25 protein-coding genes are annotated in these 24,162 nt (G+C 60.5%); 21 read left to right on the top strand and 4 right to left on the bottom strand.

The features are described 5' to 3' along the window. The first annotated feature begins 1 nt into the window (after position 1). From NAV33_RS07270 to NAV33_RS07195, 16 genes are all read left to right on the top strand, one after another. Positions 2 to 622, top strand: coding sequence for a hypothetical protein (locus NAV33_RS07270; RefSeq protein ID WP_255978423.1), 621 nt, complete (start codon positions 2 to 4; stop codon positions 620 to 622). Then, on the top strand, positions 619 to 1,065 hold the full coding sequence (locus tag NAV33_RS07265; RefSeq protein WP_255978421.1) for a hypothetical protein: 447 nt from the start codon (positions 619 to 621) through the stop codon (positions 1,063 to 1,065). The genes NAV33_RS07270 and NAV33_RS07265 overlap by 4 nt, the downstream gene beginning before the upstream one ends. Next, positions 1,062 to 1,640, top strand: a complete 579-nt coding sequence (locus NAV33_RS07260) for a phage tail protein (protein ID WP_255978419.1) — start codon at positions 1,062 to 1,064, stop codon at positions 1,638 to 1,640. The genes NAV33_RS07265 and NAV33_RS07260 overlap by 4 nt, the downstream gene beginning before the upstream one ends. A gap of 1 nt (position 1,641) precedes the next feature. Continuing rightward, positions 1,642 to 2,133, top strand: a complete 492-nt coding sequence (locus tag NAV33_RS07255) for a hypothetical protein (RefSeq protein WP_255978417.1) — start codon at positions 1,642 to 1,644, stop codon at positions 2,131 to 2,133. A 48-nt stretch (positions 2,134 to 2,181) separates the two neighbouring features. After that, positions 2,182 to 2,958 carry a hypothetical protein gene (locus tag NAV33_RS07250; protein WP_255978415.1) on the top strand — a complete coding sequence of 259 codons (777 nt, stop codon included), beginning with the start codon at positions 2,182 to 2,184 and terminating at the stop codon, positions 2,956 to 2,958. Between the two features lie 12 nt (positions 2,959 to 2,970). Further along, positions 2,971 to 3,453 carry a phage pre-tape measure protein gene (locus NAV33_RS07245; protein ID WP_255978413.1) on the top strand — a complete coding sequence of 161 codons (483 nt, stop codon included), beginning with the start codon at positions 2,971 to 2,973 and terminating at the stop codon, positions 3,451 to 3,453. Further along, positions 3,450 to 3,668: a hypothetical protein gene (locus NAV33_RS07240; RefSeq protein ID WP_255978411.1), complete on the top strand. Its 219-nt coding sequence runs from the start codon at positions 3,450 to 3,452 to the stop codon at positions 3,666 to 3,668. The genes NAV33_RS07245 and NAV33_RS07240 overlap by 4 nt, the downstream gene beginning before the upstream one ends. Beyond that, positions 3,649 to 8,760: a tape measure protein gene (locus tag NAV33_RS07235; RefSeq protein WP_255978409.1), complete on the top strand. Its 5,112-nt coding sequence runs from the start codon at positions 3,649 to 3,651 to the stop codon at positions 8,758 to 8,760. Before NAV33_RS07240 ends, NAV33_RS07235 begins: the two co-directional genes overlap by 20 nt. Before the next feature lie 11 nt (positions 8,761 to 8,771). Beyond that, a complete protein-coding gene (locus NAV33_RS07230; protein ID WP_255978407.1) occupies positions 8,772 to 9,287 on the top strand; it encodes a hypothetical protein in 516 nt (171 codons plus the stop codon). Next, entirely contained in the window at positions 9,287 to 11,230 is a 1,944-nt protein-coding gene (locus NAV33_RS07225) for a hypothetical protein (RefSeq protein ID WP_255978405.1), read from the top strand. The genes NAV33_RS07230 and NAV33_RS07225 overlap by 1 nt, the downstream gene beginning before the upstream one ends. 2 nt (positions 11,231 to 11,232) lie before the next feature. Beyond that, on the top strand, positions 11,233 to 11,676 hold the full coding sequence (locus NAV33_RS07220) for a hypothetical protein (RefSeq protein ID WP_255978403.1): 444 nt from the start codon (positions 11,233 to 11,235) through the stop codon (positions 11,674 to 11,676). Next, a complete protein-coding gene (locus NAV33_RS07215) occupies positions 11,673 to 13,238 on the top strand; it encodes a hypothetical protein (RefSeq protein WP_255978401.1) in 1,566 nt (521 codons plus the stop codon). The genes NAV33_RS07220 and NAV33_RS07215 overlap by 4 nt, the downstream gene beginning before the upstream one ends. A gap of 9 nt (positions 13,239 to 13,247) precedes the next feature. After that, the gene (locus tag NAV33_RS07210; protein WP_255978400.1) at positions 13,248 to 13,778 is read left to right on the top strand and encodes a hypothetical protein; all 531 of its coding nucleotides are present in this window, start codon (positions 13,248 to 13,250) and stop codon (positions 13,776 to 13,778) included. Beyond that, entirely contained in the window at positions 13,775 to 14,686 is a 912-nt protein-coding gene (locus tag NAV33_RS07205; RefSeq protein WP_255978398.1) for a hypothetical protein, read from the top strand. The genes NAV33_RS07210 and NAV33_RS07205 overlap by 4 nt, the downstream gene beginning before the upstream one ends. A 124-nt stretch (positions 14,687 to 14,810) precedes the next feature. After that, positions 14,811 to 15,176: a hypothetical protein gene (locus tag NAV33_RS07200; RefSeq protein ID WP_255978396.1), complete on the top strand. Its 366-nt coding sequence runs from the start codon at positions 14,811 to 14,813 to the stop codon at positions 15,174 to 15,176. Next, positions 15,173 to 15,466, top strand: coding sequence for a hypothetical protein (locus NAV33_RS07195; RefSeq protein ID WP_255978394.1), 294 nt, complete (start codon positions 15,173 to 15,175; stop codon positions 15,464 to 15,466). The genes NAV33_RS07200 and NAV33_RS07195 overlap by 4 nt, the downstream gene beginning before the upstream one ends. Positions 15,467 to 15,598: 132 nt before the next feature. On the opposite strand, the gene NAV33_RS07190 is transcribed toward NAV33_RS07195, so the two are convergent. From NAV33_RS07190 to NAV33_RS07175, 4 genes are all read right to left on the bottom strand, one after another. Further along, positions 15,599 to 15,829: a hypothetical protein gene (locus tag NAV33_RS07190; RefSeq protein ID WP_255978392.1), complete on the bottom strand. Its 231-nt coding sequence runs from the start codon at positions 15,827 to 15,829 to the stop codon at positions 15,599 to 15,601. Positions 15,830 to 15,851: 22 nt separating this feature from the next. Continuing rightward, positions 15,852 to 16,106, bottom strand: a complete 255-nt coding sequence (locus tag NAV33_RS07185) for a hypothetical protein (RefSeq protein ID WP_255978390.1) — start codon at positions 16,104 to 16,106, stop codon at positions 15,852 to 15,854. Then, positions 16,103 to 16,345 (bottom strand): hypothetical protein, encoded by a 243-nt coding sequence (locus tag NAV33_RS07180; RefSeq protein WP_255978388.1) that lies wholly within the window; start codon positions 16,343 to 16,345, stop codon positions 16,103 to 16,105. Before NAV33_RS07180 ends, NAV33_RS07185 begins: the two co-directional genes overlap by 4 nt. A gap of 249 nt (positions 16,346 to 16,594) precedes the next feature. Next, positions 16,595 to 16,861 (bottom strand): hypothetical protein, encoded by a 267-nt coding sequence (locus tag NAV33_RS07175; RefSeq protein ID WP_255978386.1) that lies wholly within the window; start codon positions 16,859 to 16,861, stop codon positions 16,595 to 16,597. A gap of 904 nt (positions 16,862 to 17,765) precedes the next feature. Between NAV33_RS07175 and NAV33_RS07170 the strand changes: the two genes are divergently transcribed. The 5 genes from NAV33_RS07170 to NAV33_RS07150 all read left to right on the top strand — a co-directional run bounded on the left by NAV33_RS07170 (position 17,766) and on the right by NAV33_RS07150 (position 24,057). Further along, positions 17,766 to 19,094 (top strand): lysine N(6)-hydroxylase/L-ornithine N(5)-oxygenase family protein, encoded by a 1,329-nt coding sequence (locus tag NAV33_RS07170; protein ID WP_255978384.1) that lies wholly within the window; start codon positions 17,766 to 17,768, stop codon positions 19,092 to 19,094. Beyond that, positions 19,091 to 20,287 (top strand): MFS transporter, encoded by a 1,197-nt coding sequence (locus tag NAV33_RS07165; protein WP_255978382.1) that lies wholly within the window; start codon positions 19,091 to 19,093, stop codon positions 20,285 to 20,287. The genes NAV33_RS07170 and NAV33_RS07165 overlap by 4 nt, the downstream gene beginning before the upstream one ends. Continuing rightward, on the top strand, positions 20,277 to 20,858 hold the full coding sequence (locus NAV33_RS07160; RefSeq protein ID WP_255978379.1) for a GNAT family N-acetyltransferase: 582 nt from the start codon (positions 20,277 to 20,279) through the stop codon (positions 20,856 to 20,858). The genes NAV33_RS07165 and NAV33_RS07160 overlap by 11 nt, the downstream gene beginning before the upstream one ends. Beyond that, entirely contained in the window at positions 20,855 to 22,720 is a 1,866-nt protein-coding gene (locus NAV33_RS07155; protein WP_255978377.1) for an IucA/IucC family protein, read from the top strand. Before NAV33_RS07160 ends, NAV33_RS07155 begins: the two co-directional genes overlap by 4 nt. Positions 22,721 to 22,872: 152 nt before the next feature. Continuing rightward, the gene (locus tag NAV33_RS07150) at positions 22,873 to 24,057 is read left to right on the top strand and encodes an aromatic ring-hydroxylating oxygenase subunit alpha (RefSeq protein WP_272887266.1); all 1,185 of its coding nucleotides are present in this window, start codon (positions 22,873 to 22,875) and stop codon (positions 24,055 to 24,057) included. Positions 24,058 to 24,162 lie beyond the last annotated feature (105 nt).

The following is a 24,162-nucleotide window of genomic DNA, read 5'->3' as shown; positions in this document are numbered from 1 at the left end:
CATGGGCAAATTCATACGACTGACCGAGGGCAACGTGTTCGCTGAGGACCTGTTCGCTGAAGCAACGCCCACCGGGGTGCGCTGGACGAGCGACTTATGCCCGCACGGCCTGTATGCAGCGGTGTACGAAGGCGGTACGGCCGATGAAGTAACTGGGGAAGTTACGGGTGGGACCTGGGTAGAGACCGGTGGGCCAGACAGCGAGGCGCTGAAAAACGGCCGGATGACGCTGAACAACGACGCTTACAGCACTGCTACGCGAGCCCTCACAGCCGATTACCCACAGCTGGAGAAAGACACGTGGCCGACGCAAGACAAGGAGAGCACGGCGTGGGTGGCCGACCCCGAGGGTGCAATCACCCCGTTCCTTAATCGTGCCGCCTCGGAGCGAGGTATCGGGCGTGAAGAATACATTCGGCGCACGCTGATCAAAGCTAAGCAGTTCGTGATCATGTCGTCGTTCTTGACAGGTCGTCGCCAGAAGTATGAAGACCAGATCAAGTCCGGCGTTGCTCCGGTAATCGATTTCACCCTGACGCCCGATGTCATTGCCGAATTGCAGGCCGTGCAGGCGTATTACTCAGATACTCCAGCCAGCCAGTTGAAGGATGCAACGATATGACGGTAATTCTCGCGCTACGCAAGAACGATACCCGGATATCAGCAGAGGCTATTCAATGGTGGACCAACAGCCCGTACAGCCACTGTGAGCTGGTGGTCGACGGTCTGTGCTATTCAAGCTCGGTGATGGACAAAGGCGTGCGTTGCAAGGCCATCGAGCTGGACCCCGAGAAATGGGATCTGGTGCCGATCCCCTGGGCAGACGGTCAGGCGATTGTCGAATATTTCGAAGCCACCGATCACCACCTTTATGGCTGGCCATCGCTGATCACCTCACAGCTGCTCAACCTGAACCGACCGGTGAACGGTGCTCAGTTCTGCTCTGAATGGTGTGCAGCCGCTCTGTACCTGCCCAGCCCGGCCAGCTACAGCCCAGCCTCTTTGCATCAGATGATCGTATACCTGAACGCCATGAGAACCCTGCTGGTCCCGGCGGTCGCATGAACAATTACGTCGTCGCGGTTGAAGGGCTGTCCTCGCTCAGCGACATCCAGAACCTGGACGAGAAAATCCTGCTACGTGCCCGGCAGGCGATCAACCGGACCACTGACCGTACCCGTACCCGTAGCGACCGTGAGATACGCAAGCAGGTTGCCTTTCCCGCGCGCTATCTCAGCAGCCGGCTGACGGTCAGCAAGAAGGCGTCGGGCCGGAGCCTGGAGGCAGTGATCACCGGTCGTGATCGACCAACATCGCTGGCCCGGTTCGCCAAGAACAAGGATATCGGAGCCGCTCGCCGGAAAGGCGGCGTGTCAGTGTCAGTCGGCCCAGGGCAAACGCGCTTCATGTCCGGTGCGTTCCTGATGCAATTGCGCGGCGGCAACCTCGGTCTCGCTATCCGCCTGAAGGAAGGGGAGTCGATGCGCAACAAGCGGAAGATGACCCGAGTGGGTAAGGGGCTCTATCTGCTGTATGGCCCATCGGTCGATCAGGTGTTCCGCTCGGTCGCCGATGAGCATGCGGCCCCGGAGGCTGCTGATTACCTTGAGCGTGAATTCATTCGTCTGATGGAGTTGTGATATGGCTGACCCGTTTCGCTTGAGGCTGCTGAAAGCCCTGACTGCCGTGCTGGAAGAGATCACGCCGGACAACGGTTACGAGTTCGATCTGACCGGTAAGGTGTTCCGCGGCAGGGACACCTTCGGCGAGAGTGAGCCGCTACCTCTGGTCAGCATTCTGGAGGCGATCGAGGAGCAGCCGCAGCTGTCGTCACCGCAGGCCGGTAAGCACTCGACGGGTCCATGGGAGCTCCTGCTGCAGGGTTTCGTTGAGGATGACTTCAATAACCCGACCGACCCGGCGCACCGGCTGATGGCTGAGGTGAAGAAGCGTCTGATCAAGGAGCGCACCCGTGACCGCGGCGAGGACATTTTCGGCATGGATGGGCTGGTGACAGAGCTGCGGATGAGTCACGGCGTGGTTCGCCCGCCTGACGATATTTCGGGTAAAGCCTATTTCTGGTTGAGAGTGACCCCGGTGGTAGTGGAGAATCTGGAGGACCCCTACGTCTGAGCGGGGTTTCAACTAAACGTTGCCTGTTCAACAAAGAGGTGAAAACAGATGAAGCAGAATTACACCCTCGGCCGGGGCCAGATTCAGTTCGGCCAGTTCAAGCCGGGAACGCAGATCCCACGCGGCGAGCGCTACTTCGGCAACACGCCCGAGTTCGGTATTTCCGCCGAGCAGGAAAACCTCGACCACTATTCCAGTGACGAAGGCGTGCGCAAGAAGGACGAGTCCGTGCTGCTGCAGCTGGACTACACCGGCAGCCTTACCACCGACCACATTTCGCCGGAGAACATGGCGATCTTCTTCCTCGGTGAAGCCTCCAAGGTCACCACCGTGGCAGCCACCGCTGTGGAGTTCAGCTTCGACGAAATCGAGCAGGGCCTGAGCTACCAGCTGGGCACTTCGGACGCTACGCCGAGCGGTGTGCGCAAGGTAGCTAACGTCACCTTCACCGGAACCGGCGCGACTGCTGAAGCGGGCGTGGACTACACCGTTGACCTGGAGCTGGGCCGCATCACTGTGCTCGAAGGCAGTGAAGTGCTTACCAATGGCACGACTCTGGCTGGCACCTACGATGTCGAGGGCAGCACGCGCGACCGCGTGGTGAGTAAGGCGACCACCGTCGAAGGCGCGCTCCGCTTCATCGCGAAGAACCCTGCCGGTGATCAGCGCGACTACTACATGCCTTGGGTGAAGATCACGCCAAACGGCGACTTCGCGCTCAAGAGCGATGAGTGGCAGACCCTGCCGTACACGCTGGAAATCCTCAAGAAGGGTGACCTGGAGGCCATCTACGTAGACGGTCGCCCCTACACCCCGGCTGCGTAAGGAGCCGACCTGATGGGACTTCTGGATATCAAAATCCCGACGACCCAGGTTGAGACCCAGGGCGGCAACTTTGCCGTCCGTGGGCTCTCTCTTGAGGACTTCGTCAACCTGCACAACGAGCACACCGATGAATTCGGTGGCGTGTTCGACCAATTCCGCACCTGGGCATCGACCGAAGGGGATGAGCTACCTCCCTTGGAAGGCTTCTGCGCCAAGTTGCTGCATCAGGCCCCGATCCTCGCTGCGCGTGTGATCGCCAAGGCCGCCAACGAGGACAGCCCCGCCGGGTTGGCCATGGCTCGTCAATTGTCACCCCTCGTTCAGGCAGAGGCACTGCAGGCCATTGGCCGGCTGACCTTCCGCTCGGAGGAAGACGTAAAAAAGATGCTGGCGCTGGTGATCGCTCAGGTGAAAGCCCTGACGCAAGCCCTGCTGACCGCCTCGCAATCCCTGCCGATGTCCGAAGCTGGCTCTGGTCTTTTCGACCCGGCGTGAGCCTGCTGCTGGCCAACGGACACCCGGACGCCAGGCGCTATCCGCTAGGGATGTTGATGGATGAGGTGGGGCTGGTTCGCCAGCGCATGAATGACGAAAGCGCGCGGTTACTGGAACACACGCAATTGGCCGTATCGGCGGTGATCGACAAGGACGCTGCCAAGACCCTTAACGCAAAGATCAAAGAGCTGACCAATGGCCAAGCGCGACGTTGAGCTGATCATCCGGGCGAAGAACGAGGCGTCCAGCACCGTCGACGCAGTGTCCAAGTCCCTCGCTGAACTGGAAGAGCGGCAAAACACGCTCGGCGTCAGCGCGAAGAAGACCGACGGGTTGCTCGGTGAGCTGGCGTCCGAATTCGACAAACTGAAGGCCGTCAGCGGTAGCGTTCAGGCCCTGACCAAGCTGCAACAGACCGCTGAGCGCGCCGGTGAGGCATTCGCCCGTCAGTCCGCAGAATTGGCCAAGTCCCGCGACAGCTATGCCGATTTGACCCGCACCCAGCAGATGGTCGCCCGTGCCGGCGATAGCCTGCAGAAAGAAGTCGAGCAGTCCGCTGCTGCGTTGGCCAAGGAGGCTCAGGCTGCCGCTGCCACCAAGGCTCAACTGAACGAATACGCCGCTGCCCAGCGCAAGGCAACCAAGGCGTCGATCGCAGCAGAAGCGGCTCTGGCCAAGGCCCGCAACAATTATCAGGAGAAGCCGACCCCAGCTCGGGAGACGAAACTGGTCGATGCTTCCCTGCGCACCCAACAGACGAAGAAAGCGGCTCAGGAAGCGGCACTTGCCGAAGCCCAGCTGACCGCTGCCTATCGCACGCAGAACGCTGCCCTGCAGAGCAACCGGCAGGCACATTCCGTTCTGACCAAATCGCTGTCGGAAATGGAACGCGCTGAGACCAAGCTGGCGTCCGAAGTTCGTAAAACCGAGAACGCTATCGCCCAGCAGACGGCCGAAATCTCCGAGGCCAAGGGTGAATACGCAGCGCTGGAAAACGTTGTCGAGCGGGCTGAGCAGACCTTCCGCGGCGCGGCTGCGGCTCAAGGTGTACTGGGCAAATCGTCGCAAGAGGTCGCCACCCAGCTGACGGTGCTCCGCGCCCGTATGCAGGAGCTGCAGGCCAGCCAGCGCACCCAAACTCAGGCCAAGCCCCTGATCGACCCTGTGGCCCTGCGTGAGGCCAACATCGGTCTGCGCGATGCGATGACCACCATTCGCACGGCGACCAACGAGGCGACTCGCGGATCGGTGAGCTTGCGTGAACTCGGCAATGCGGTCGATCAGGTATCGCGCTCCGGTCAGCAGCTCGACGGGTTGCTCCGTGCCGTCCAGAAACAGGAAGCGGCGGTAACCGGTGCACGTCAGGAATGGGCTGCGGCTCAGGCTGAGGTGAAGCGTCTAGCGGGGGCTGTTCGTTCAGCCGCTCAGCCTTCGGAGCAACTGGCCTCGGCCCTCGGCCGTGCGCAGGGTCAGGCCCGGGCTGCGAAGGATGCGTTCATTCAGGAAAGCTCGGCCGCCACTCAGCTGGGCGACAGCTTGCGCCGGGCTGGTCTGCAAAACGACGGGTTGGCCGACGCGCAAGGTCGCCTCAAGAGCCGCATCGCCGATAACAACGGAATCCTGCTGCGTGGTCGTGCCGCGCTGATCGGATTCGAGGGGGCCAGCAAGCGTGCGGGGACCGGCGCCAAGCAGGCTGCCAACGGCATCGGTCAGATCAAGACTCCAGCTGCCGGAGCGGCTACGTCCCTGCGTGACCTGGTCAAGTCGCTCGGCGAGGTGAACAGCAGCGGTCGGACCACCCTGTCGCTGATGCAGCGTCTTCGCGGGCAGATGCTCTCGATGGCGGCTGCGACTGGTGGTCTATACGGCATTCAGGATGCACTCGGTGGCGTGGTCCGGGCGCAGCTGGAAATGGACGCAGTTCAGTCTCGGCTGTCGGTCGCCTTCGAAGGTGATCAGGCGAAAGTCCAGCGCGCCCTGAAGTTTACCGAACAGACCGCTGACGAACTGGGGCTCTCGTTCCGCACTCTGTCGCTGCAGTATTCCAAGCTGGCGGCCGCATCGCTCGGCACCAATCTCGAAGGCGAGAAAACAGAGGCGATCTTCCGCTCGATGGCTGAGGCGGCTCGGGTGCTGCGCCTGACGGACGATGAGGTTGCCGGCTCGTTCAAGGCCATGACCGACATCATGTCCAAGGGCACGATTCAGGCTGAAGAACTCAAGGGTCAGCTGGGCGATCGATTCCCGGGTGCCGTGCAGATCATGGCCAAGGCGCTGGGCGTCGGCACGGCCGAGCTGGCGAAGATGATGGAGCAGGGTCAGCTGACCAGCGACAAGCTCTACGAATTCTCGCAGGAGATGGCCAAGCGGGTTGCCCCGGCACTCGCGGAGGCCATGGAATCCGCTTCGGCGAAGATCGCTCGCCTGCAGAACGCAGTGTTCGAAACTCAGTTGGCCATCGCCAAATCGGGCTTTCTGGATGAGTTGACTGAAGGTGTCGAGTACCTGACGGATTCGCTGAATGATCCGGCGGTGCAGGAAGGCTTCAAGAAGCTCGGCTATTACCTCGGTGAGCTGATCAAGCTGGGTGTCGTACTGGTTGAAAACATCGACGCCGTTGTGGCCGTGCTCGGCACGCTGCTGGCGCTGAAAATTGCCGGGACTCTCGCATCCAGCCTGATCGGAATGGGGAAGGCAGCCACCACCCTATATGGGGCGCTCAAGCTCGTCTCCGTGCAGCTCGGCGTTATGCGCGCAGCATCCATTGCTGCCACTGGCGGTGTGTCTGGGATGGCCGCTGTGCTGGCCGCTGGAGCCGCCAAGGCAGGTCTGTACGGACTGATCGCCGCCGAGATCTACCTGATCGCTGATGCTGCCTATGAGGCTTACAAGGCCAACGAGCAGCTGAACCGCCAGACCGAAAAAGCCCGGGCGGCGCAGGTTACCGCTGCGAAGGAATTGTCTGAGGCCGAGGCGAAGCTGAACCGGCTGCAGCAGGAGGGTAAAGGCAGCCTGATCGTTACGCAGGAGAAGATTGCACTGGGTGCCGAGTCGATCGCCGACAAGACGCGCCAGGCAGCAGCCGCATACAAGGCTGGGACGACCGCTCAGAACGGATACATCCGATCCTCGGAAGAGTTGATCAAGATGACCGACGAGCAGGTGGATGCCTACCAGGAAGTGCTGCTCGCGCGCATGAAGGTGCTTACCGCGGTGCAGCAGCAGGGAATCCTGAACCCGGACGACGAGGACGCCGTGGACATGGCTGCCAAGGCGGAGAAGGAATGGCACAAGCTGCGAGTCGTCCTGCACGAAACCGTAGCGGTGGAGAAGGAGCGTAAGGCTGCTTTGGGCGAGACGGCCGGTGCCATGGCCGAGGTGGCGGAAACCACTGAGCAGGCGACCCAGAAGGCCGATGATCTGAAGCGCCGGTTCGACGCCGTTGCGAAGATGAACTTCGACAACACGGTACTCGCGCTGGAGAAGGTGCACGACGCGAAGATGGCCGCGCTGGTGCTCAGCGGAGCGGACGAGCAAGCGTTGCTCACCGCCACGACCCAGTACGAAAGCGAGCGGCTGGCCATCGTGCGCAAGTTCGCCCAGACGCAACTGGATCTGGTCGAGCAGGACACCGAGAAACGCCGGCAAATCCTCGATCGCCAGAAGCTGACCGATGAGGCTCGGGCAAAGGAGTTGCGCTCGATCGAGCAGGAGGCATCGAAAGCCCGTATCGAGATCGTCCAGCAGGAAGTCCAGGCCGTTTCCTCGGCGCGCGACCAAGCGCTGAACCGCTATATGTCGTCGCTGCAGAAGGTGGCAGACCTCGATCGCCGGATCGCCGATCTCCGCATGCAGGGTGAGTTCCAGATCGCCGATATTCGCCGCAGCGCGATGACCGACGTCGAGTCGTATCAGAACCGCCAGCGCGAGATCACCCAGCTGAACAGCCGCATCGCTCAGGAGGCGGCCAAGGGTAACTACGAGGCGGCCGAAGCCTTGGCGCAACGGCAGATGAGCTTGGCTCAGTCTCTCAACGAGGAAGTTAAGGATGGCGAACGCGTCGTGGTCAGCAAGGAGCGTGCGTCCGCCAACGCAGTGCAGGCCACCAAGCTAGCTAACGAAAATCTGATCAAGGTGCTGCAGCAGCGCAAGGACCTCGAACATGCTACAGCCGAGCAGCAGCGCAAGCTCTACGAGTCACTGACCACGGCGCTGGAGAAGTTGAACAAGACGCTGGCTCAGCTCAGCGGTGCCAAGGAAATCGACATTCCCCTGACCATCGACGAGGCCCGAGCCAAGGCTGAGATGGAGCGCGCTGCCGCCGCTATGAAGGCGTCCGCTCTGAAGGAGAAGATCGGGGTTCCGGTTATCGCTGACACCCGCGAATACGTGGCCCAATTCAAATCGAACGTGCTGTCGGAAGATGGCACCCAGATCACGGTCGGCGTTTTCCTTGAGGACGGTGCCTACAAGCTCAAGGTCAACGAGATTCTGGACGACACGATTGTGGCCACCGCTCACGTCGAAATGTCCGGTCCTGATCTGCAGACCGCGATTGCCCGTGCGCGAGAAATCATCCAGGGCGACCTGCCGAAGATGCAGTTGGCCTTCGATAGCGCGAAAACCTATGCGGAATACCAGTCGCTGACCGGTGAGATGCAGCGCGAGATCGCCCAGGACAGCTTCGTCGTTACCAGCCAGTTCGAGGCCGAGACGACGGAAATCGATGCGACCGTGCAGCGCTACTCATCGCAAGTCACTGCCGCACCTGTTCAGTTCAATCCGGACGCCTCCCTGATCAACGAGGCACGGGTAGCGATTGCTCAGCCGATCACGGTGCCGGTGATTTTCAAATCTGCCGGCGGCGACAGCTTCAGCCAGTTCCCGACAGCCGACGCGAGCGCTGCAACGGGATTCGCTTATGGCGGTTACACCGGACCTGGTGGCAAGTGGAAGCCTGCTGGTGTGGTTCACGCCGGGGAGCACGTACAGCCGCAAGAGGTCGTTCGGGAGCCCGGCGCGCTGGAATTCCTTGAGCGCATCCGGCGAGACGGCTTTCAGGAAACCATGCAGGACATGCAGCGGCGAATGCGCGGCTACGCCATGGGCGGAGTGGTTGCCCAGCCTAAGCCGGCCGGTCTCAGCCCACTCGCTCCGGCGTCTCCGGCGTGGGCCACACCAGTCGATCGCGGGACCCTCAGTTTCCACCTACCGGGTGGCGAGTCCTTCTCGCTACAGACATCAGGTGGAAACTGGGACGAACTTAGCCGGGCAGCGCTGAAATACAGCCGCCCACACCGGTCCTAAAGGAGCAACACATGGCTATCCCCCGCGTAACTCTGAATGGCGTTTCAATCGCTGCTGCGGCAGGCTCCCCGGTGCACAACTACTCGCCTCTGGGCGGTGCCAGCACGGTCCGGATGCACGGCGGTGCCGGTGTGAAGGTGAAGCACTGGCGCAAAACACTCATCTCGATCAGCGGCAGTGGCTCGCTGAACCCAGGCATCGATCACTTGGACTACGACAGCGTAATGACGCTGCATTGCTCATCGCCGATGGCGGCCAGTTCGGTCGGCACCGAGACCGTAATCGAGATGCGCGGCAAGGCACGGCCGGACTTCGCCCCGTGGGGCCTATATCGTATCGGCACAGGCTGGCGTAAGACCTCTTGCACGGTGACCGACGGCTTCGCGCATCTCACGCCAGTCGAGGGTGCCGAGCAGTACCAGGTGCTGTGGTATCCGACCTATCAGGTATTTGCCGAACCTCCGCAGCACAGCCGTGACGCCAGTACGGGCGCGGTGGGCTGGTCCTTCGTGGCGGAGGAAGCCTGATGATCAATGGTTCAACGATCAACTCCGGCCTCATCAACGGTTCGGGTGACGCCGGGAAGCCTCCACGGGTCGTCCTCCTTGGCCCGGACAGCGAATTGCCTGACCCAGACCCTACCGGGCTCGTTGTGTACGAGCAGGCCGCGCGGTCGTACGTCTGGTGGCTCTCGCTGCTGGTGGGTGGCGAGGACCTGACCGGTCGGCTGGTTGGGGTGGTGGAAGTGGACCGCGAAGAAGGCGCGGCCGGCATTGCCAAGTTCCGACTGCACATCCCCGAAGCGACCGACCCCGCCAGTTGGACAGGTAAGACCGTCACCCTCGACTTTCAGGTGGGTGCGGCAATCCGCCCGCGATTCACCGGTCGGGTCGTGCGGCCCACCTGGGAGCCGCGGCGACGCATCCTGACCTGTGAGTGCACCGATCAGCTGCAGCAGGTAGTCGAGGGGATGGGCGTCGAGCAAATCAACAGGCTGATACCCAGCTACTGGTGCGAAGACGTGTTCTCACCCGTGCTCGGCCGCAGCCACTGGGACTATGCGCTGGAGCGTCTTTCCACCGTCCCGGCGAGCATCGACTGTGATGCTATGGGCGTGCCGCGTGTGACTCGCTGGCAGGCGGGCGCCCCCGACTTCGTGTTCGGCGAGGGTTCGATCATCGATGATTCGTTGTCGGTCGACATTGCCGATCTCTCTTCGCTGGTGAACGTCTACGAGATCGAGTACAGCTTCCGCTATTCCCGCCTTTGGCAGGCCGATCAGAGCTACAACTGGCAGCACCCGGATATGGGTGGTCTCGGAGGCGTTCAAGGCTGGTGCGTGCTCTCGCAGCAGCCGAGCACTGAGTTGCCTGATCGGGACATGGTTCAGAGCGCCATTTCGTCTGCCGGGCAAACGATGCTATCCAAATCGGTGTTTTATCCGGTTCCGCCAAGCGGTTCCGGTGTTTATTGCGACCCCCCTTTCTTTTGGAAGAACGACTACTACCCCAGCATTCTGATGGGATTCAATGCCGTTGGTTCTCAGCGCTGGGCTCAGCCGATCACCGAGAAATACAAGCTCAGGCTGGAGGCGACCAGCAGCATCTCGCAGACCGGCCGGCAGGTCACCCGGACCGCCCTCGGCTTCTCTGTTGAGTCGGAGGATGCCGATGCCTGGGAATCAACGCCATACGGTGTCGACGCGGTTAAAGCCAAAGCCGACGGGATTTACTTCGGGCAGGACGAAGACGAAGCGACTGGGTCCGAGCGAACCGAAGATCGGGTGATTGGAAGCAGCGATGACGGCACGCCAGGATTCACTGACAAGGTCGACGCAACCCGTCGTCAGGAAGCGGGCGTGTGCTTGCTCAATCGGGGGAAGGTGGAAATCCTGGCTACCCATCGGCGGTCGACCGTCAAGTTCTCAGGGCTGACACCCATGTGCGATGAGGTCGACCTTGTCCACACCGTCGAGCTGGACGTTCGCGGCTCACGCGCGCGTGGGAAGGTGCAGCGCATCGTCGACACTTTCGACATGGACAGCGGAATTCCGACGACCCAGATCAGCCTAGCGATATCCCGAGCGGGCGGCTCGCAGGTAGTCAATCAAACTCCGCTCACCCTTCCTACGTTGAATGCGGCGCCGTTGCCTGAGCCGGTCGAAGGTGAGGAAGGCCCAGATTTATCGGGTGTCGCGAGGTTATTCAGATCGCAGTTGCCGACCTACATCGGGGGTGGCGCAGACAGTCCTCCGTTCGACGAAAGCTGGATCGGCGTGACCCTGAATTATGCCGATGCGGTCGCGGATAGCGAAATGTATTCTAGGGATGTCCGCTTGGCCACGAACGAAATCTCAGCTGAAAAGCGAGACGAGCAAGTTGTTGAAGCACAGTACGATCCCGCGCAAACAGTAGATGACCAGGCGGTTCTCTACGAGATCGCAATCCCTGACGACATATTGGAATTGTAGTCATGTCAGAACAATTGACACTCCAGCAACAGCGTCGGGCGATCCATGACGGGATGGTCAAAAGTCGCGGTACGGGTTCACAGGCCCAGGCCCAACGCCGAGCCGGTGGGGACGCTATGGTCGAGCGTCGAACCGGTAAAAAGCTGGTGGATGACGTTAATGCCATCACCAAGTCTGAGTCGGCGCCGAAGCTGCTGCCGAGTGTGCCTTCAAGGGGAGGGCTACCGACCTCGGTGGGAGTCGGGACTTTCAAGGGCGGCGGTGCTCAACAGTCGGGCGGCGCTGCTGGCCCATTCACCGAGGAGGATTACACCAAGCGTGAATGGTGGGCGTCGGGTCTGCCGAGTAGCGACGGCTTGCTGGTATTCCCCGCCGAGAAGAAAGTGCTAATGACTGACGGCAACGGGGCCGAGGTGGTCTTCAACTATGCTGAGCCTGTCCAATGACGCCGGTATGGGGCTGCCCGTGGCACGGGCTGGTCAAAGGCGGCCAACTCACCCTGCCGAACGAGCAAGTCATGTCCCACCCGCAACCATCAGGTGAGCCTTGGCAATGCGGCAGTACGGCCCTGATTAAGCACCCATTCGCGCCCGAGATCGTACGCAACGATGACGAGCAGGCAATGGATGCTGCGAACGGTTGGCAGTGGTGGGATCGCGCCATCCTTTCTGGAATTCAGCTTTACGGCAAGAACATGGAGGGTTGGATTTATATCGACCCGGTAGGGGACTGCTGGAATGTCCGCACCTCGCTTTCGACAGCCCATCTGAACGGAGGTACTTGCACGGTTACGCTGACACGGTTCGGCACTGTGCCCAAGGAGCCTGATTCCTACAGCTACGACGTCATTGTCCCGAGCATGGGGCAGAGCACGCCTACCATCACCGGCGGCAACGATATCCGCGTGTTGCGATTTCATACGAGCCCCACCGGAAATGGTGCGATGTTCGAGGTCTCAGTTGAGTTTCGTGAAGACTATGACCGCTACTGGACATGGCGGCCGGTCGGCTGGGTCGAGGTGACACTGAGCGGCCAAGGCGCTGACTGCACTGCTGAGGTCGTGGTACGCAAAACAAGGGCGCAAACGCTCGGCTCGACCAGCTATGTCGACCAAGACGGTGTGGCGGACAACTACTACCTTGAGAATCTTCCGGACGGAACATCGCGGGTGGTGCGCGAGGTGCCCACGTCAGGCAACAACTACGGGGCCCTTGCAATCCACAACACGTCAGTTTTCGTCTATGAAGGCAGCTATTCGGACTATGTGGTTGCGATGCTCTACGACGAGGCGGGAGCTCTTCACGAATTAACGCTGAACGGCCACGGGGTGACTGATTACAACGACCCGCCTCTGGTGCACACCGGTCCAACTTCATTCGGAGTAAATGAGCCGGTAACAGGCACGTGGACTTCTAACCGCACTGCAACTTCAACCCTCACCGTGACCTACAAGCTTGATGGGGTCGCGCTCTGCAGCTATGAGTACAGCGTGACCGAAGCCATCACCGAGTCGTTGATAAGGCGTCTCAAGGATGGAGGCGGAACAGAAAGGATCAATGAAACAGCCGTGAGCAGTGCGTTCACGCCAGGCGGTGAGTTCAACCAGTCGTACTCCTCGGTACCGACCAGCGCAAACATTGGCGGGTCATTCTGGCTCCCATGGTTCGACTCGACAGTGCCGCCCGAGCCCCGTTACACGCCGTCGCGCGCCGGGACCAGTCCGCTCTGGTTCAGCGAAGACAACGTAGAGGGTCGGCTGAGCATGTACCCGGTGCGGCACAGCAATCAGATTTTCGGTTTCTTGTTGTGGGAGCTCCCGGACGAGGGTGCCAACTACCGCGTCCGCTATGAGGCGGAGGTGGCAACCCCCGCTGGCGCAGCAACGCTCCCGACCTTGGACGTCGACCAGGGTAACGCCAACTTCTACTTCGAAAAACACGCCTACGCCAGCTATTGCCCCGTTACCCAACAAGTGACGCGCGATATCGAACCCATCTGTTACGTCTGAGGAAACCCGATGCAGAAGTTCATCAACAACTGGTCAACCGTTCTCACGGGGGTTGCGCAGGCGGCTGACGGCATCATCAACGTCGAGCCGCTTGTTGCAGATCGACTTGTGAGCCTCAGCTCGGGGGACCACTACGTCCTTACGCTGGAAGCCGAAGGGCAGACGGAAATCGTGAAGGTGACTGCTCAGTCGGCTGGGGCTTTGACGGTTCAACGTGCGCAGGAAGACACCGTTGCGCGTAGCTGGCCAGCCGGCACTCCGGTTTACATGCGGATCACCGCGGGCACCCTGGACGCGCTTCGCAGCAGTGGCGGCACCGGCTCGACAGCTTGGGGCTCGATCGGCGGCTCGATCGGCGATCAGGTGGACCTGGCCGAGCTGCTGGCTAACTTCGTGCCTCGCCAGGACTACGAAGAGCTGCTAGCACGGGTGGTCCGTTTGGAGGAGCAGGCCGTGGACCCCAACGCACTGACTGACGCGGATGGAAATCTGCTGGTCGACGCTGAAAACACCGTACTCACAACAGGAGCAACTGCATGAGCGTTCAACACATCGTTACTGGCTACGGGGCACCCTCGGAGGCACCACCAAGCCTATGCGCGCATTACCTAGATCTGGACACTGAAACCGAATATCGAGCCAAAGGGACGGCCAGCTCAGATGACTGGGTTCAAATTCCAACAGGCGCTAGCTCAGGTGGAGGGGATGGGCTGACGAAGGAGAATTTCGTAGAGCTAGTTCCAAAAGGATATCTCGGAAACGCGGCGAACTCGGACAAAGGTGGCCTGCAGCTTTTCAATCGCAAGGACATTGGTTGCCTATTTTACGGGTCTCTAAGCAATTACCTGGCCGTAGCACCGGTATACCAGGTTGGTACCGGGCCGCTTATTTCGTTCGGTGAATATCAAAACTGGTCGCTCGGCATTGCAACGTGCAACCACGTATACACCGTCACCGAAACCGGTAAGGACGCGATCCTCGGCATCGCTCCGCCAGCAGGTCAGTTCGGCAGCCTGAATCTCGACGCCGAGTCGTTCGGTGAGATGTACAACGAGATCCCTGCCGCGGGTTTCCGCTTCGACTTGGAGATTCTTGCCCCAACGATGGCGACAGGAGATAGCCTGACCATTGAGTTCAAGATTGCAGGTCACAACACTATTTCGCTATCCATGGACCCCGTCACCCGCATGTGGTCAGTTAACGGGACCGACATCGAAGTGCAGCCTGAGTATCTGTCGTCGTTCAACGTGCAGGCCGGTGCATTGAACGGCAGCGGCTACCCGGAAACTGCGCTTATCAACCTCGACGGCAGCCAGGTGGAAGTGCCGCTTTCAACGAGCGGCTATTCGGGTCAAAGCGGCATGTCCATCTCGGCAAGGGTCGCGTCAGGCGCAGCGGTGCAAATTGGGCGGACCGCTGCGCACGTTGTATACGGTGAGTACAGCTAACTAGACGGGTATTTCGCTGCCTTTTAATTCAACCAAGAGTTGACAAAGCAATAATAGGATGAATCATCTTCGCGGCTCCGGTAATCTTCGGGCAACTGAAGCGTGAGCCGCGAGAGATCACCCTATGGAGCGAACCACCCAAGTCACTAACGCCGTGGTGGCCACCTCCATCACCCTCTGGGGGATTGCCACCGGCCTCAGCTATGAGGTGCTGCTAGCGGGGTTTGCCGGCGGCCTGGTCTCCCTCTCGTTCCTTCCGCCCATGGGCATCTGGCGCCGCATCTGGACGCCTGTCACCGCAACGCTCACCGCAGGCTATACCGCTCCAATCGCAGCGCATTATCTGTCCTCGTTGCTGTCTGATGTGGACATGCTCGCGTTGCTGGTCTTCTCGGCGTTTTGCCTGGGCGTAGTTACCCAATTCGTCATTCCAGTGGTCATCAAGCGAGCGCAGAAGAAAGCCGAAACTCTGGGGGAGCCGCAACTATGAGCTGGGCCACCGTAGTCGTCGTGATGAATTCTGTCGCAGCTATCGTGGCGCTCTGGTCGTCCATCTGCGCCACCAACCACATGAGCAAAAAGACGCCGCTGGTGATCCGTGCGGCGTTCATTCTGATCGGGGTAGGGGCTGCAGCGGCGCTGCTGTCTCCCGGCTACCTGGGTCGCGCTCCAACGAACGCTGAGCTGCTTCTGGTCACCGGGGTGGCCTTGCTCGCCGTCACCGACCGTCGTCGTCGGTTCAGCCGCAAGCTGTCGAGAGAAGCTGCGGTACGGGGATAAACCGGTCCCCGGATGCCCGGCATACCACACCCCACATGCCCGGTAGCCAGCGGGCAATAAAAAGCCCACCGGGCGGCAGGCGTGTGTGGGGGCCTATTTACCAATCTCGCCGTTATGCGTAGGCGCCGGGGGTTACGCCGTTTCGGTTGGCTCGTCTTTTACGGTGGTCTTGTAGCTGATCTTCAAGCCGCGACCTAAGTAGCCATCGGCCCGCATCGCTTCGCGAGCGTTACGCTCAGCAGCGCGCGCACCGGGCGCTAGGAACTCCATGTGCTCGGTGCCCATGCCTTCGACCGTTACCTCCACGTCATACAGGCGTATCTCTCTCGTCGGGTAGGGCTGGCGGGGCTTCGTCTCACTCATAACTAGGGTTCCTTTCTGTTCGTTACGCGTAGCGGGCCTGCACTTTGGCGGCGGCGGCGGCGAGGCGCGCAATCGTCACTGGTCGCAAGCTGCTGCGCCCGAACGCTCGGTCGCGGGTCGCCCACTCTTCGGCCATGTGCGATTTCGAGCACCCGCGCCAATCGGTGCCAGGGGTCAGGCCGTTTAGTGCATAGGCCACGCGATACGCGGGCACGCCCTTGGTGGCGGCCATGAATTCGGCAGCGTCTTCGCGCTCGGCTGCATTCAGCTCAGTCATTTGCAGGGTTCCTTTCTGTTGGTCCAGTCAAACACTTCGCTTGGACCCAGCGCCGGCCCGTAAGCCCAGTCGCTAATGTCCAGGTAATCGGGGTCCTCAGCCAACGGGCGGTGCCAGCCGGTGACCATCTCTTCTTCCGTAGCGAGCGGAATGCCAAACCGGTGATCAGCCTGCCGGTTTAGGCACTCCAAGCAGTTCTCAGGCTCGACCGGCACGCTGTGGCCAAGGTCGATGTACACATGCTCCTGATCAGTTTCACCCTTACACCAGGGACAGGTGCCCGCCTTCACAGCACACCTCGTTCTGACTTCTTTAGGTTCGAGATGGCGTTCTTGTGAGCGCGTCGATCACTGGGCGATCCGCCGAAGAAGACGGGTCGGCGATCTGGCTTGGAAAACTTCAGGTGACCAGCACCGGTCCATTGCGGCTGGAAACCCAGGGTTGCGGCAAACTCAACGACCCGCTTCACGCTTTCGTTGCGGCGAAGGTTACACACGGGCCACCTCCGATCCGGCGCTCATTGCTTCCTGGTTGGCTGACCACCAGCTGCGGAACTCACTGAACCGGTAATAGTTCTTCCGGCCGGCGCCCGACGTGAGCGCTGGCTTCGGTATTTCCACTTTCGAAGCGGAGAGGTGACCCTGCAACTGAAGGCGGTTCATCCCCAACGCCGCGGCGATCTCACAGAAAGTGCGTAGTGGTTCCCGATCTTTGGCCAGATTGGACCGACTGACGTACAGCGATTGCAGCTTCATCCTCGCCTCCAAGTCCTAAATTCAATATCAACCTGATAGCTATGTTATTCAACCAACAGTTGAATAGTCAAGCGCAGAGGGTCGTGCGTCGACTTTCAGGATTCGACGCATTTTGCTGAGTTCGCGATCCGCTACCGCACGGGTTTGAATTCGCGGTTCCTCCGAGCAAACCGGCGCCTCGTCCCATAATTCCCAGCTTCTGCTGCAAGCGGGGCATTCCAGATCACCAAGACGGTTCCGCTTGGGCGATGGGCATGGCATGGGCAATTCCTCCAGCTTGATATTCAACTGATAGCAATAAGTACAACATATAGTTGAAATTCGGCGTAGGCGCAAACAGTTCCTTTAAGGAAGCGCTCATGAACGCGTGGATTTCTGGGTGGTACAAAATTGGTACGCGAAGCGTCTCGTTCCGCCACAGGCCCCGTATTTCGGGCCATTTAAGAATTAGCGGCACAATCCATCATGGGCGCAACGGAAAAGCGGCGAGAGGGCGAAAGGCGCATGGTTGCTGGATTTAAAGCTGGATTCTCTGGCATTCTGGCTGTTCGATTTACCACTGTTTCGTCTGTTTTTACCATTTTACGTACATCGTAGAACGTGAAATTTCAGCCCCGAGGGGAGGCAGAGACGATACAGCGCGCGGCCACGGAGTGGCGGGGTTGGGTATACCGCGCAGGTCATTATCAAGCGCGAAGGCACGGTAGTTTATCAAGAAAGCTAGACCTTCGATCGCAAGCAAGCCGCACGTGTCTATCAAGCGTCGCAAGGCGCTAGCCGGCAGCCTGACGCCCAAAGGACGATCGAAAAGTCATGCAGATGACAAGCATTTGTATTTGACAATCATTCTCATCGAAACTAGCCTCTTCGAACCTTGATAGACAGGCAAGAGGGTGCAGCGCCGATGACCGATTCGCCATACGATTTCATCGCCATAGGCGTCGGGCCGTGCAATCTGGGGCTGGCTTGTTTGGCTGCTCCGCTGGAAGGCGTGCGCAGCCTGTTTCTTGAGAAGAAGCGAAATTTCAGCTGGCACCAGGGCATGTTGCTCGACGGCACGACACTGCAGAATCCTTTTCTTGCCGATCTGGTGTCGATGGCCGATCCCACCAGTCCCTTGAGTTACCTCAACTACTGCAAGCAGCAAGGGCGGCTCTATAGCTATTACATTCGGGAAAACTGGTACCTCGGGCGGCAGGAATTCGACCGTTACTGTAAATGGGCGGCCGCACAGTTGGACAACCTGCGCTTCGGACATGAGGTGCTGGAGGTCTATTACGACCCGGGCCAGCCGGGCTACGTGGTTTCCGGGGTGGCGGACGGTGCGGCGTTCCAGTATCGCTGCAAAAAGCTGGTCATCGGCATCGGTGGTGTGCCTCACCTTCCGCCGTGCTGCGACTCGGATGATGCCAGGCAGCTGGTGCATACATCCGCTTATCTCGCTAACAAAGCTGCGCTCCAGCGTTGCCGGAACATTACGGTAGTCGGAAGCGGGCAGAGCGGTGCGGAGGTCTACCACGATTTATTGCAGGCCTCCGAGCAGCACGGCTACAGCCTCAACTGGGTGACTCGCGCATCACGTTTCTTCCAGATGGAAAGCGCGAAGCTAACTCTTGAACTCATCACCCCCGACTACGGCGATTACTTTTATGACCTTGCGTCCGAGGTCAAGGCGCAGGTTATCGATGACCATCGCACCATCTACAACGGCATCAACCAGTCGTTGATCGAAAGCCTGTACGGCCTGCTCGATGAGCGTCGTCACCGCCAGGCGCCGGCCACGCGGTTGTTGACCAACCTGGCGCTCGAGCGCTGTGCACCGCTACCGGATGGTCAGTGGGAACTGCACTTCACACATACACAACTTGGTCGCCGTTACCGTCACGTCACCGACGGGCTGGTGTTCGCCACCGGCTACCGTTATCAGGTGCCGCGTTTTGTCGAGGGCATACGCGAGCGCATTCGCTGGGACGAGGCGGGCCGCTACGCGCCGTCACGGCACTGGGCGGTCGATCATGAAAATCGCGAAATCTATGTGCAGAACGTCGGCCTGCACAGCCACGGGCTCGTCAACCCAGACCTCGGCCTAGCGTGTTTCCGTAATAGCCGTCTGTTGCTGGAACTGACCGGCAAGGACGTTTATCCCTGCGAGCCGCAGACCGCCTTCCAGGACTTCATCCCACGCGATGACAGCGGTTTCCTTCCACTGGAGTCGCAGGTGGCAAGGTCATGAAGCTGCGTACCACCATTCTGATCATGTCTGCGTTCGGCGTGATCAGCGATTCGATCCTGATCGCCTTCTATCCGCAGTTCTTCGAACTGCGTTACGGCCTAACCAGCAAGGTGCACGTCGGCGCTTATATCGCGGCCATCTCCATCGCGGTGATGTGCATGCTGCCGATCTGGGCGCGTGTGGCACGGCGTGTGGAAACCATGCACCTGCTGCTGTACACCCAATTCGCAGCCGCGGTGTTCTGTGTGTTCGCGGCCTGGGCGCCGAACGCCCCGACGTACTGGCTGCTGACCATGCTGATGTTCATGACCAAGGCCAGCTACCTGCTGATGTTCCCCTACCTGATGCGCCTGGAACCGCCGGAGAACCACAGCGTCACCATCGGGCTGCTGTCGGTGGTCATCCATATCGGTGCGATCTTCGGGGCCGCGGTTGGCGGGCTGGCATTGCAAGCCTATGGACCGCAGTTTTGCGTGCTGCTGATGGCGGCGGGCGACTTTGCGCAAATGGGGTTGTGCCTGTACCTGATCCGAACCGGCAAGGTGGTCAGGGTTCTCTCTGCGGACGAGAACGCCAGCGCGCCGGCTCCTCGGCGAACTCCAGAGGCCTTGTCGGCCCTGCTCAAGCTCTGCCTGTTGATGTTTTTGTTCGACTTCAGCGCGTATCTGGTGCGCCCGTTCTTTACCGTTTATTGGGAGGGGCGGACCGGTTTGCAGGAGCAGATGCTGACCGGCGTCGTCTTCGCCATTCCTGGCATCGTGGCGCTGGTGGCTCTGGTCATCAAGTATCTGGTCAAGAGCCCGCCGCGCCTGCTCGACCACACGCTGTTCAACCTGTTGCTCGGTGCCGTGGGCTTGGCGTTGCAGGCCAGTCCCTCGATGGTGCTGATCATCATAGGCCGCTGCCTCTATGGCTGGGCTCTGTACCAGGTGATCGTCAAGCTCGAAGTGACCCTGTTCAAAGTCAGCACACCCGACGTCTATGCCCGAGATTTCGGGGTAACCAACTTCTTTCAGAACCTGGGCGTGCTGCTGTCCTCGTTCAGCGCTGGCTATCTGGTCAGCCTGGTCGGCGTGCCTCTGACCTTCATCATTGCCGCGGCCGGCATGGTGCTGACTGCCGCAATCGACCGCGGCTGGTTCGGTGTCGACCGGCGCCACGCCCCAGTCCAGGAGCCTTGCCATGCAACCTGAACTCATCGCGCCGGCAAACAGGCGTCCCCAGACCCATCGCGACTTCGCCATTCGCCCGCTGCGCCTCGAGGAGGACGTGGCAGTGATTCAGCCCTGGTATCAGATGGATTATGCGCATTACTGGAACATGCAGAACATGAGCGTGGCGGCGACCCGCGACTTCTACATAGAGGCCGCCGCCAGCCACGGTCTGCAGGCGTATATGGGCCTGTATCAGGACGCGCCGGCGTTCGTCATGGAATGTTATGACCCGCGTCGCGATCCGCTTGGCGAACGTTACACGGTGGAGCCCGGTGACATCGGCATGCATTTTTTCGTCGGCCCCGCCCGTCAACCCGTCCGACATTTCACCCGCGACGTGCTGCGCACCGTCATGGCGTTTCTTTTCGACGACCTGGGTGCCCACCGCGTGGTGGTCGAGCCGGACGTGCGCAACACCAAGGTTCATCGCCTCAACCATCTGGTCGGCTTCGTTGACGCCGGACTCATCGAATTGCCCGGCAAGACCGCTCAGCTGGCGTTTTGTACACCCGTAGACTTCGCTCACTCACTGGAAGGACAAACCCCATGATTCCGACCCCGTGCCTGGAAAGCCCCGCCTCAGCCGTCACCCATCTGAATCCTCAGGTGTGGCGCAAGGTCAACCGCCTGCTGGTGCGTAAAGCCATCGCCGAGTTCGCCCATGAGCAGGTATTCAGTCCTCGTCGAGTCGCGGCGTCCACACGTGCAGGCTGGGCTTGCTATGAGCTGCAGGCCGACACCCAGGGCTGCCTGTATCGTTTCGAGGCGCGCACGTTGGCGTTGCGTCACTGGCATGTGGATCCCGCGAGCATTGAATGTCGCTGCGAGGGGCAGGTGCGTGAGAACCTCGATGCGCTGACCTTCGTCAACGACTTCAAGCACACCCTTGGCATCCCGGCCGACAAACTGCCGGTCTACTTGGACGAGATCAGCAGCACACTATTCGGCGCAGCCTACAAGCACGGGCGCTCGGCCCTGAGCAGCGCCGAACTGGCGGACGCCGATTACCAGACGCTCGAGGCGGCCATGATCGAAGGGCATCCCGGTTTCGTCGCAAACAATGGCAGGCTGGGCTTCGATGCCATCGACTATCACAGCTACGCGCCAGAAACCGGCGCGCGGTTCACCATTGTCTGGCTGGCCGTACACAAGGATAACGCCCACTTCGCTTCCGTCCCGGAGCTGGATCACGAGGCGCTTTTGCGAGAGGAGCTGGGTGATCGGCAGCTCATTGCCTTTCACGGTCAGCTCGCCGAACAAGGGCTGGATCCGGCGGACTACCTGTTCATGCCGGCCCATCCCTGGCAGTGGTTCAACAAGCTCAGCATCATGTTCTCCGCTGACATCGCCATGCGGAAAATCGTCGCGCTCGGTACCAGTGAGGACCAGTACGTCGCGCAGCAATCGGTCCGGACCTACTTCAACCAGTCCCAGCCGCACCGCTGCTACGTTAAAACGTCGTTGTCGGTACTGAACATGGGCTTCATGCGGGGACTGTCGCCTTACTACATGGCTGGCACCCCGGCGATCAACGCTTATCTGGACCGACTCATCTCCGGCGACCCGGTGCTGCGTGACTATGGCTTCGGCATCCTGCGTGAAGTGGCCTCGGTGGGTTATCGCAACCGCTATTACGAAGCGGCGCTGGAGCAGGACAGTCCCTACAAGAAGATGCTGTCCGTGCTGTGGCGTGAAAGCCCAATGAGTCGCCTGCGTTCTGGCGAGCGGCTGATGACCATGGCCGCGCTGCTGCATGTCGATCCCGAGGGCAGCGCCCTGCTGCCCGAGCTGATGCGACGCTCGGGGCTGGCCCCCGTTCAGTGGCTGCAGCAGTACCTCAAAGCATTCCTGCAGCCATTGATCCACTGCTTTTACGCCCATCATCTGGTGTTCATGCCGCACGGCGAAAACCTCATTCTGGTACTCGAGGGGCACGTGCCGACGCGGGTATTCATGAAGGACATCGCCGAGGAATCGGCCATCCTCGACAAGGATGCCCAAATGCCCCAGGGCCTCGAACGGCTCGCGGTGGACGTCCCGGAGGATTACAAGATTCTCGGCATCTTCATCGATGTGTTCGACGGAGTGTTCCGTCACATGAGCCAGATCCTCGATGAGAACGGTTGCATGACCGAGACGGAGTTCTGGCGCACCGTCGCCGAGTCGGTCATCGACTACCAACACGCGCACCCCGAATTGCAGCATCGCTTCGATCGCTACGACTTCTTCGCGCCGACTTTCCTGCATTCGTGCCTCAACCGTCTGCAGCTGAAAAACAACCTACAGATGGTGGACCTGGCCAACCCCGCAGGCAGCCTGATCATGGCCGAGCCGCTGGAAAACCCGGTGGCGCCTTTCGCGCCATCCCGCCAACGAGCCGCGCAAAGCGGCGAGGGCGTGCTTCAGCACTAGCACTTTTGATGTACCGGCCCCCATCGGGGCCAACAGTTGAACCCCATGGCGTCGCCAGGCGGGGAAGGGGCTCGCATGCCTTGCGAAACCTCCCGGCGACTGTCCCGGATTGCCTCGAAGATGCCGGACGGCCCGGCGTAAGGAGCATCTGCATGTCCAATCCCAATCGGACCGGTCGGCTGGACGAGGGCTCGCCTGCCGAGCTGGCGCCCGCGCCGCAGCTACCGATCCGCGGTTACTGTGATCCAGCCATTTATGAGCGGGAGCAGGCGCTGATCTTCCGTCGCAGTGCCCGCTACATCGGTCACGAGAAAATGGTGCCTGAGCCAGGCGACTGGTACGCCCTGCCTCATGAAGACCATGCCCGCATTCTCGTGCGCAACGAGCACGGAGTGGAGCTGATTTCCAATGTCTGCCGTCATCGTCAGGCGCTGATGCTTGGCGACTTCAGTGCCGGCACGCCCGAAACGGCTATCCGTCGCGGCAATCTGCGCGCCACTGGCAACCGAATTCTCTGCCCGCTGCACGCCTGGACCTACGACAGCCAAGGGCTGATCGTCGGCGCTCCGAAATTCCCCGAACGGCCCTGCCGCAATCTGCCGCGCTACCCGCTTTTCAACGTGGGAGGCTTTCTTTTCGAAGGCGAGCGCGATCCCGCCGTCGATATCGGAGGCCTTTTCGATCGGCCGGAAATGGATTTCCGCGATTACGAGCTCGACCACGTCGAGATGCATTCCTGCAAATGCAATTGGAAGACCTTCATCGAGATCTACAACGACGACTACCACATCGCCTCTTTCCACCCCGGGCTACGCCGCTACGTGAACAGCGGTGGGCTGAGTTGGAGCTACGGCGATTGGTACAGCCTGCAGCGGATCAATGTGAGCTCGAATCTGGCGCGCGCCGGCACCGATGCGTATCGGACTTGGCACGAGGGCCTGATGGCCTATCACGGCGGTAGTTCGCCGGCCTTCGGTGCGATATGGGCCAGCTATTACCCCACCCACATGATCGAGGTATTTCCGCACGCGCTTGTGCTGTCCACGGTTTACCCCAAGGGCGTGCACGAGACGCTCAACGTCATCGAGTTCTATTACCCCGCCGCCCTGCGCGAATCCAACCGCGAACTCGTCGAGGCGCACCGCGCCGCCTACATGGAAACCGCGCTCGAGGATGACGAAATCGCCGAGCGCACCGATGCCGGCCGCCGGGCGCTGTATCAGCGCGGGATCGATGACAGCGGCCCCTACCAGATTCCCCTCGAAGAAGGCATGCAGCACTTCCATGGCTGGTACCGCTCGGTCATGGGGCCGGCGCTCGATGCGAAACCGGCGTGACCAATCGCTAACACCCACCACAACCACAGGAACGGAATCCATGAACTGAGTCTTTTCGATCGCTGACCTCAACCGACCCCCTTTTTAACAACAAGACGTCAATCC

The sequence above is a fragment of the Stutzerimonas stutzeri genome, assembly GCF_024448715.1.
GTDB lineage: Bacteria > Pseudomonadota > Gammaproteobacteria > Pseudomonadales > Pseudomonadaceae > Stutzerimonas > Stutzerimonas stutzeri_AR.
The sequence above is the reverse complement of the archived record's forward strand: the minus strand, read 5'-3'. Positions and strand labels throughout refer to the sequence as shown.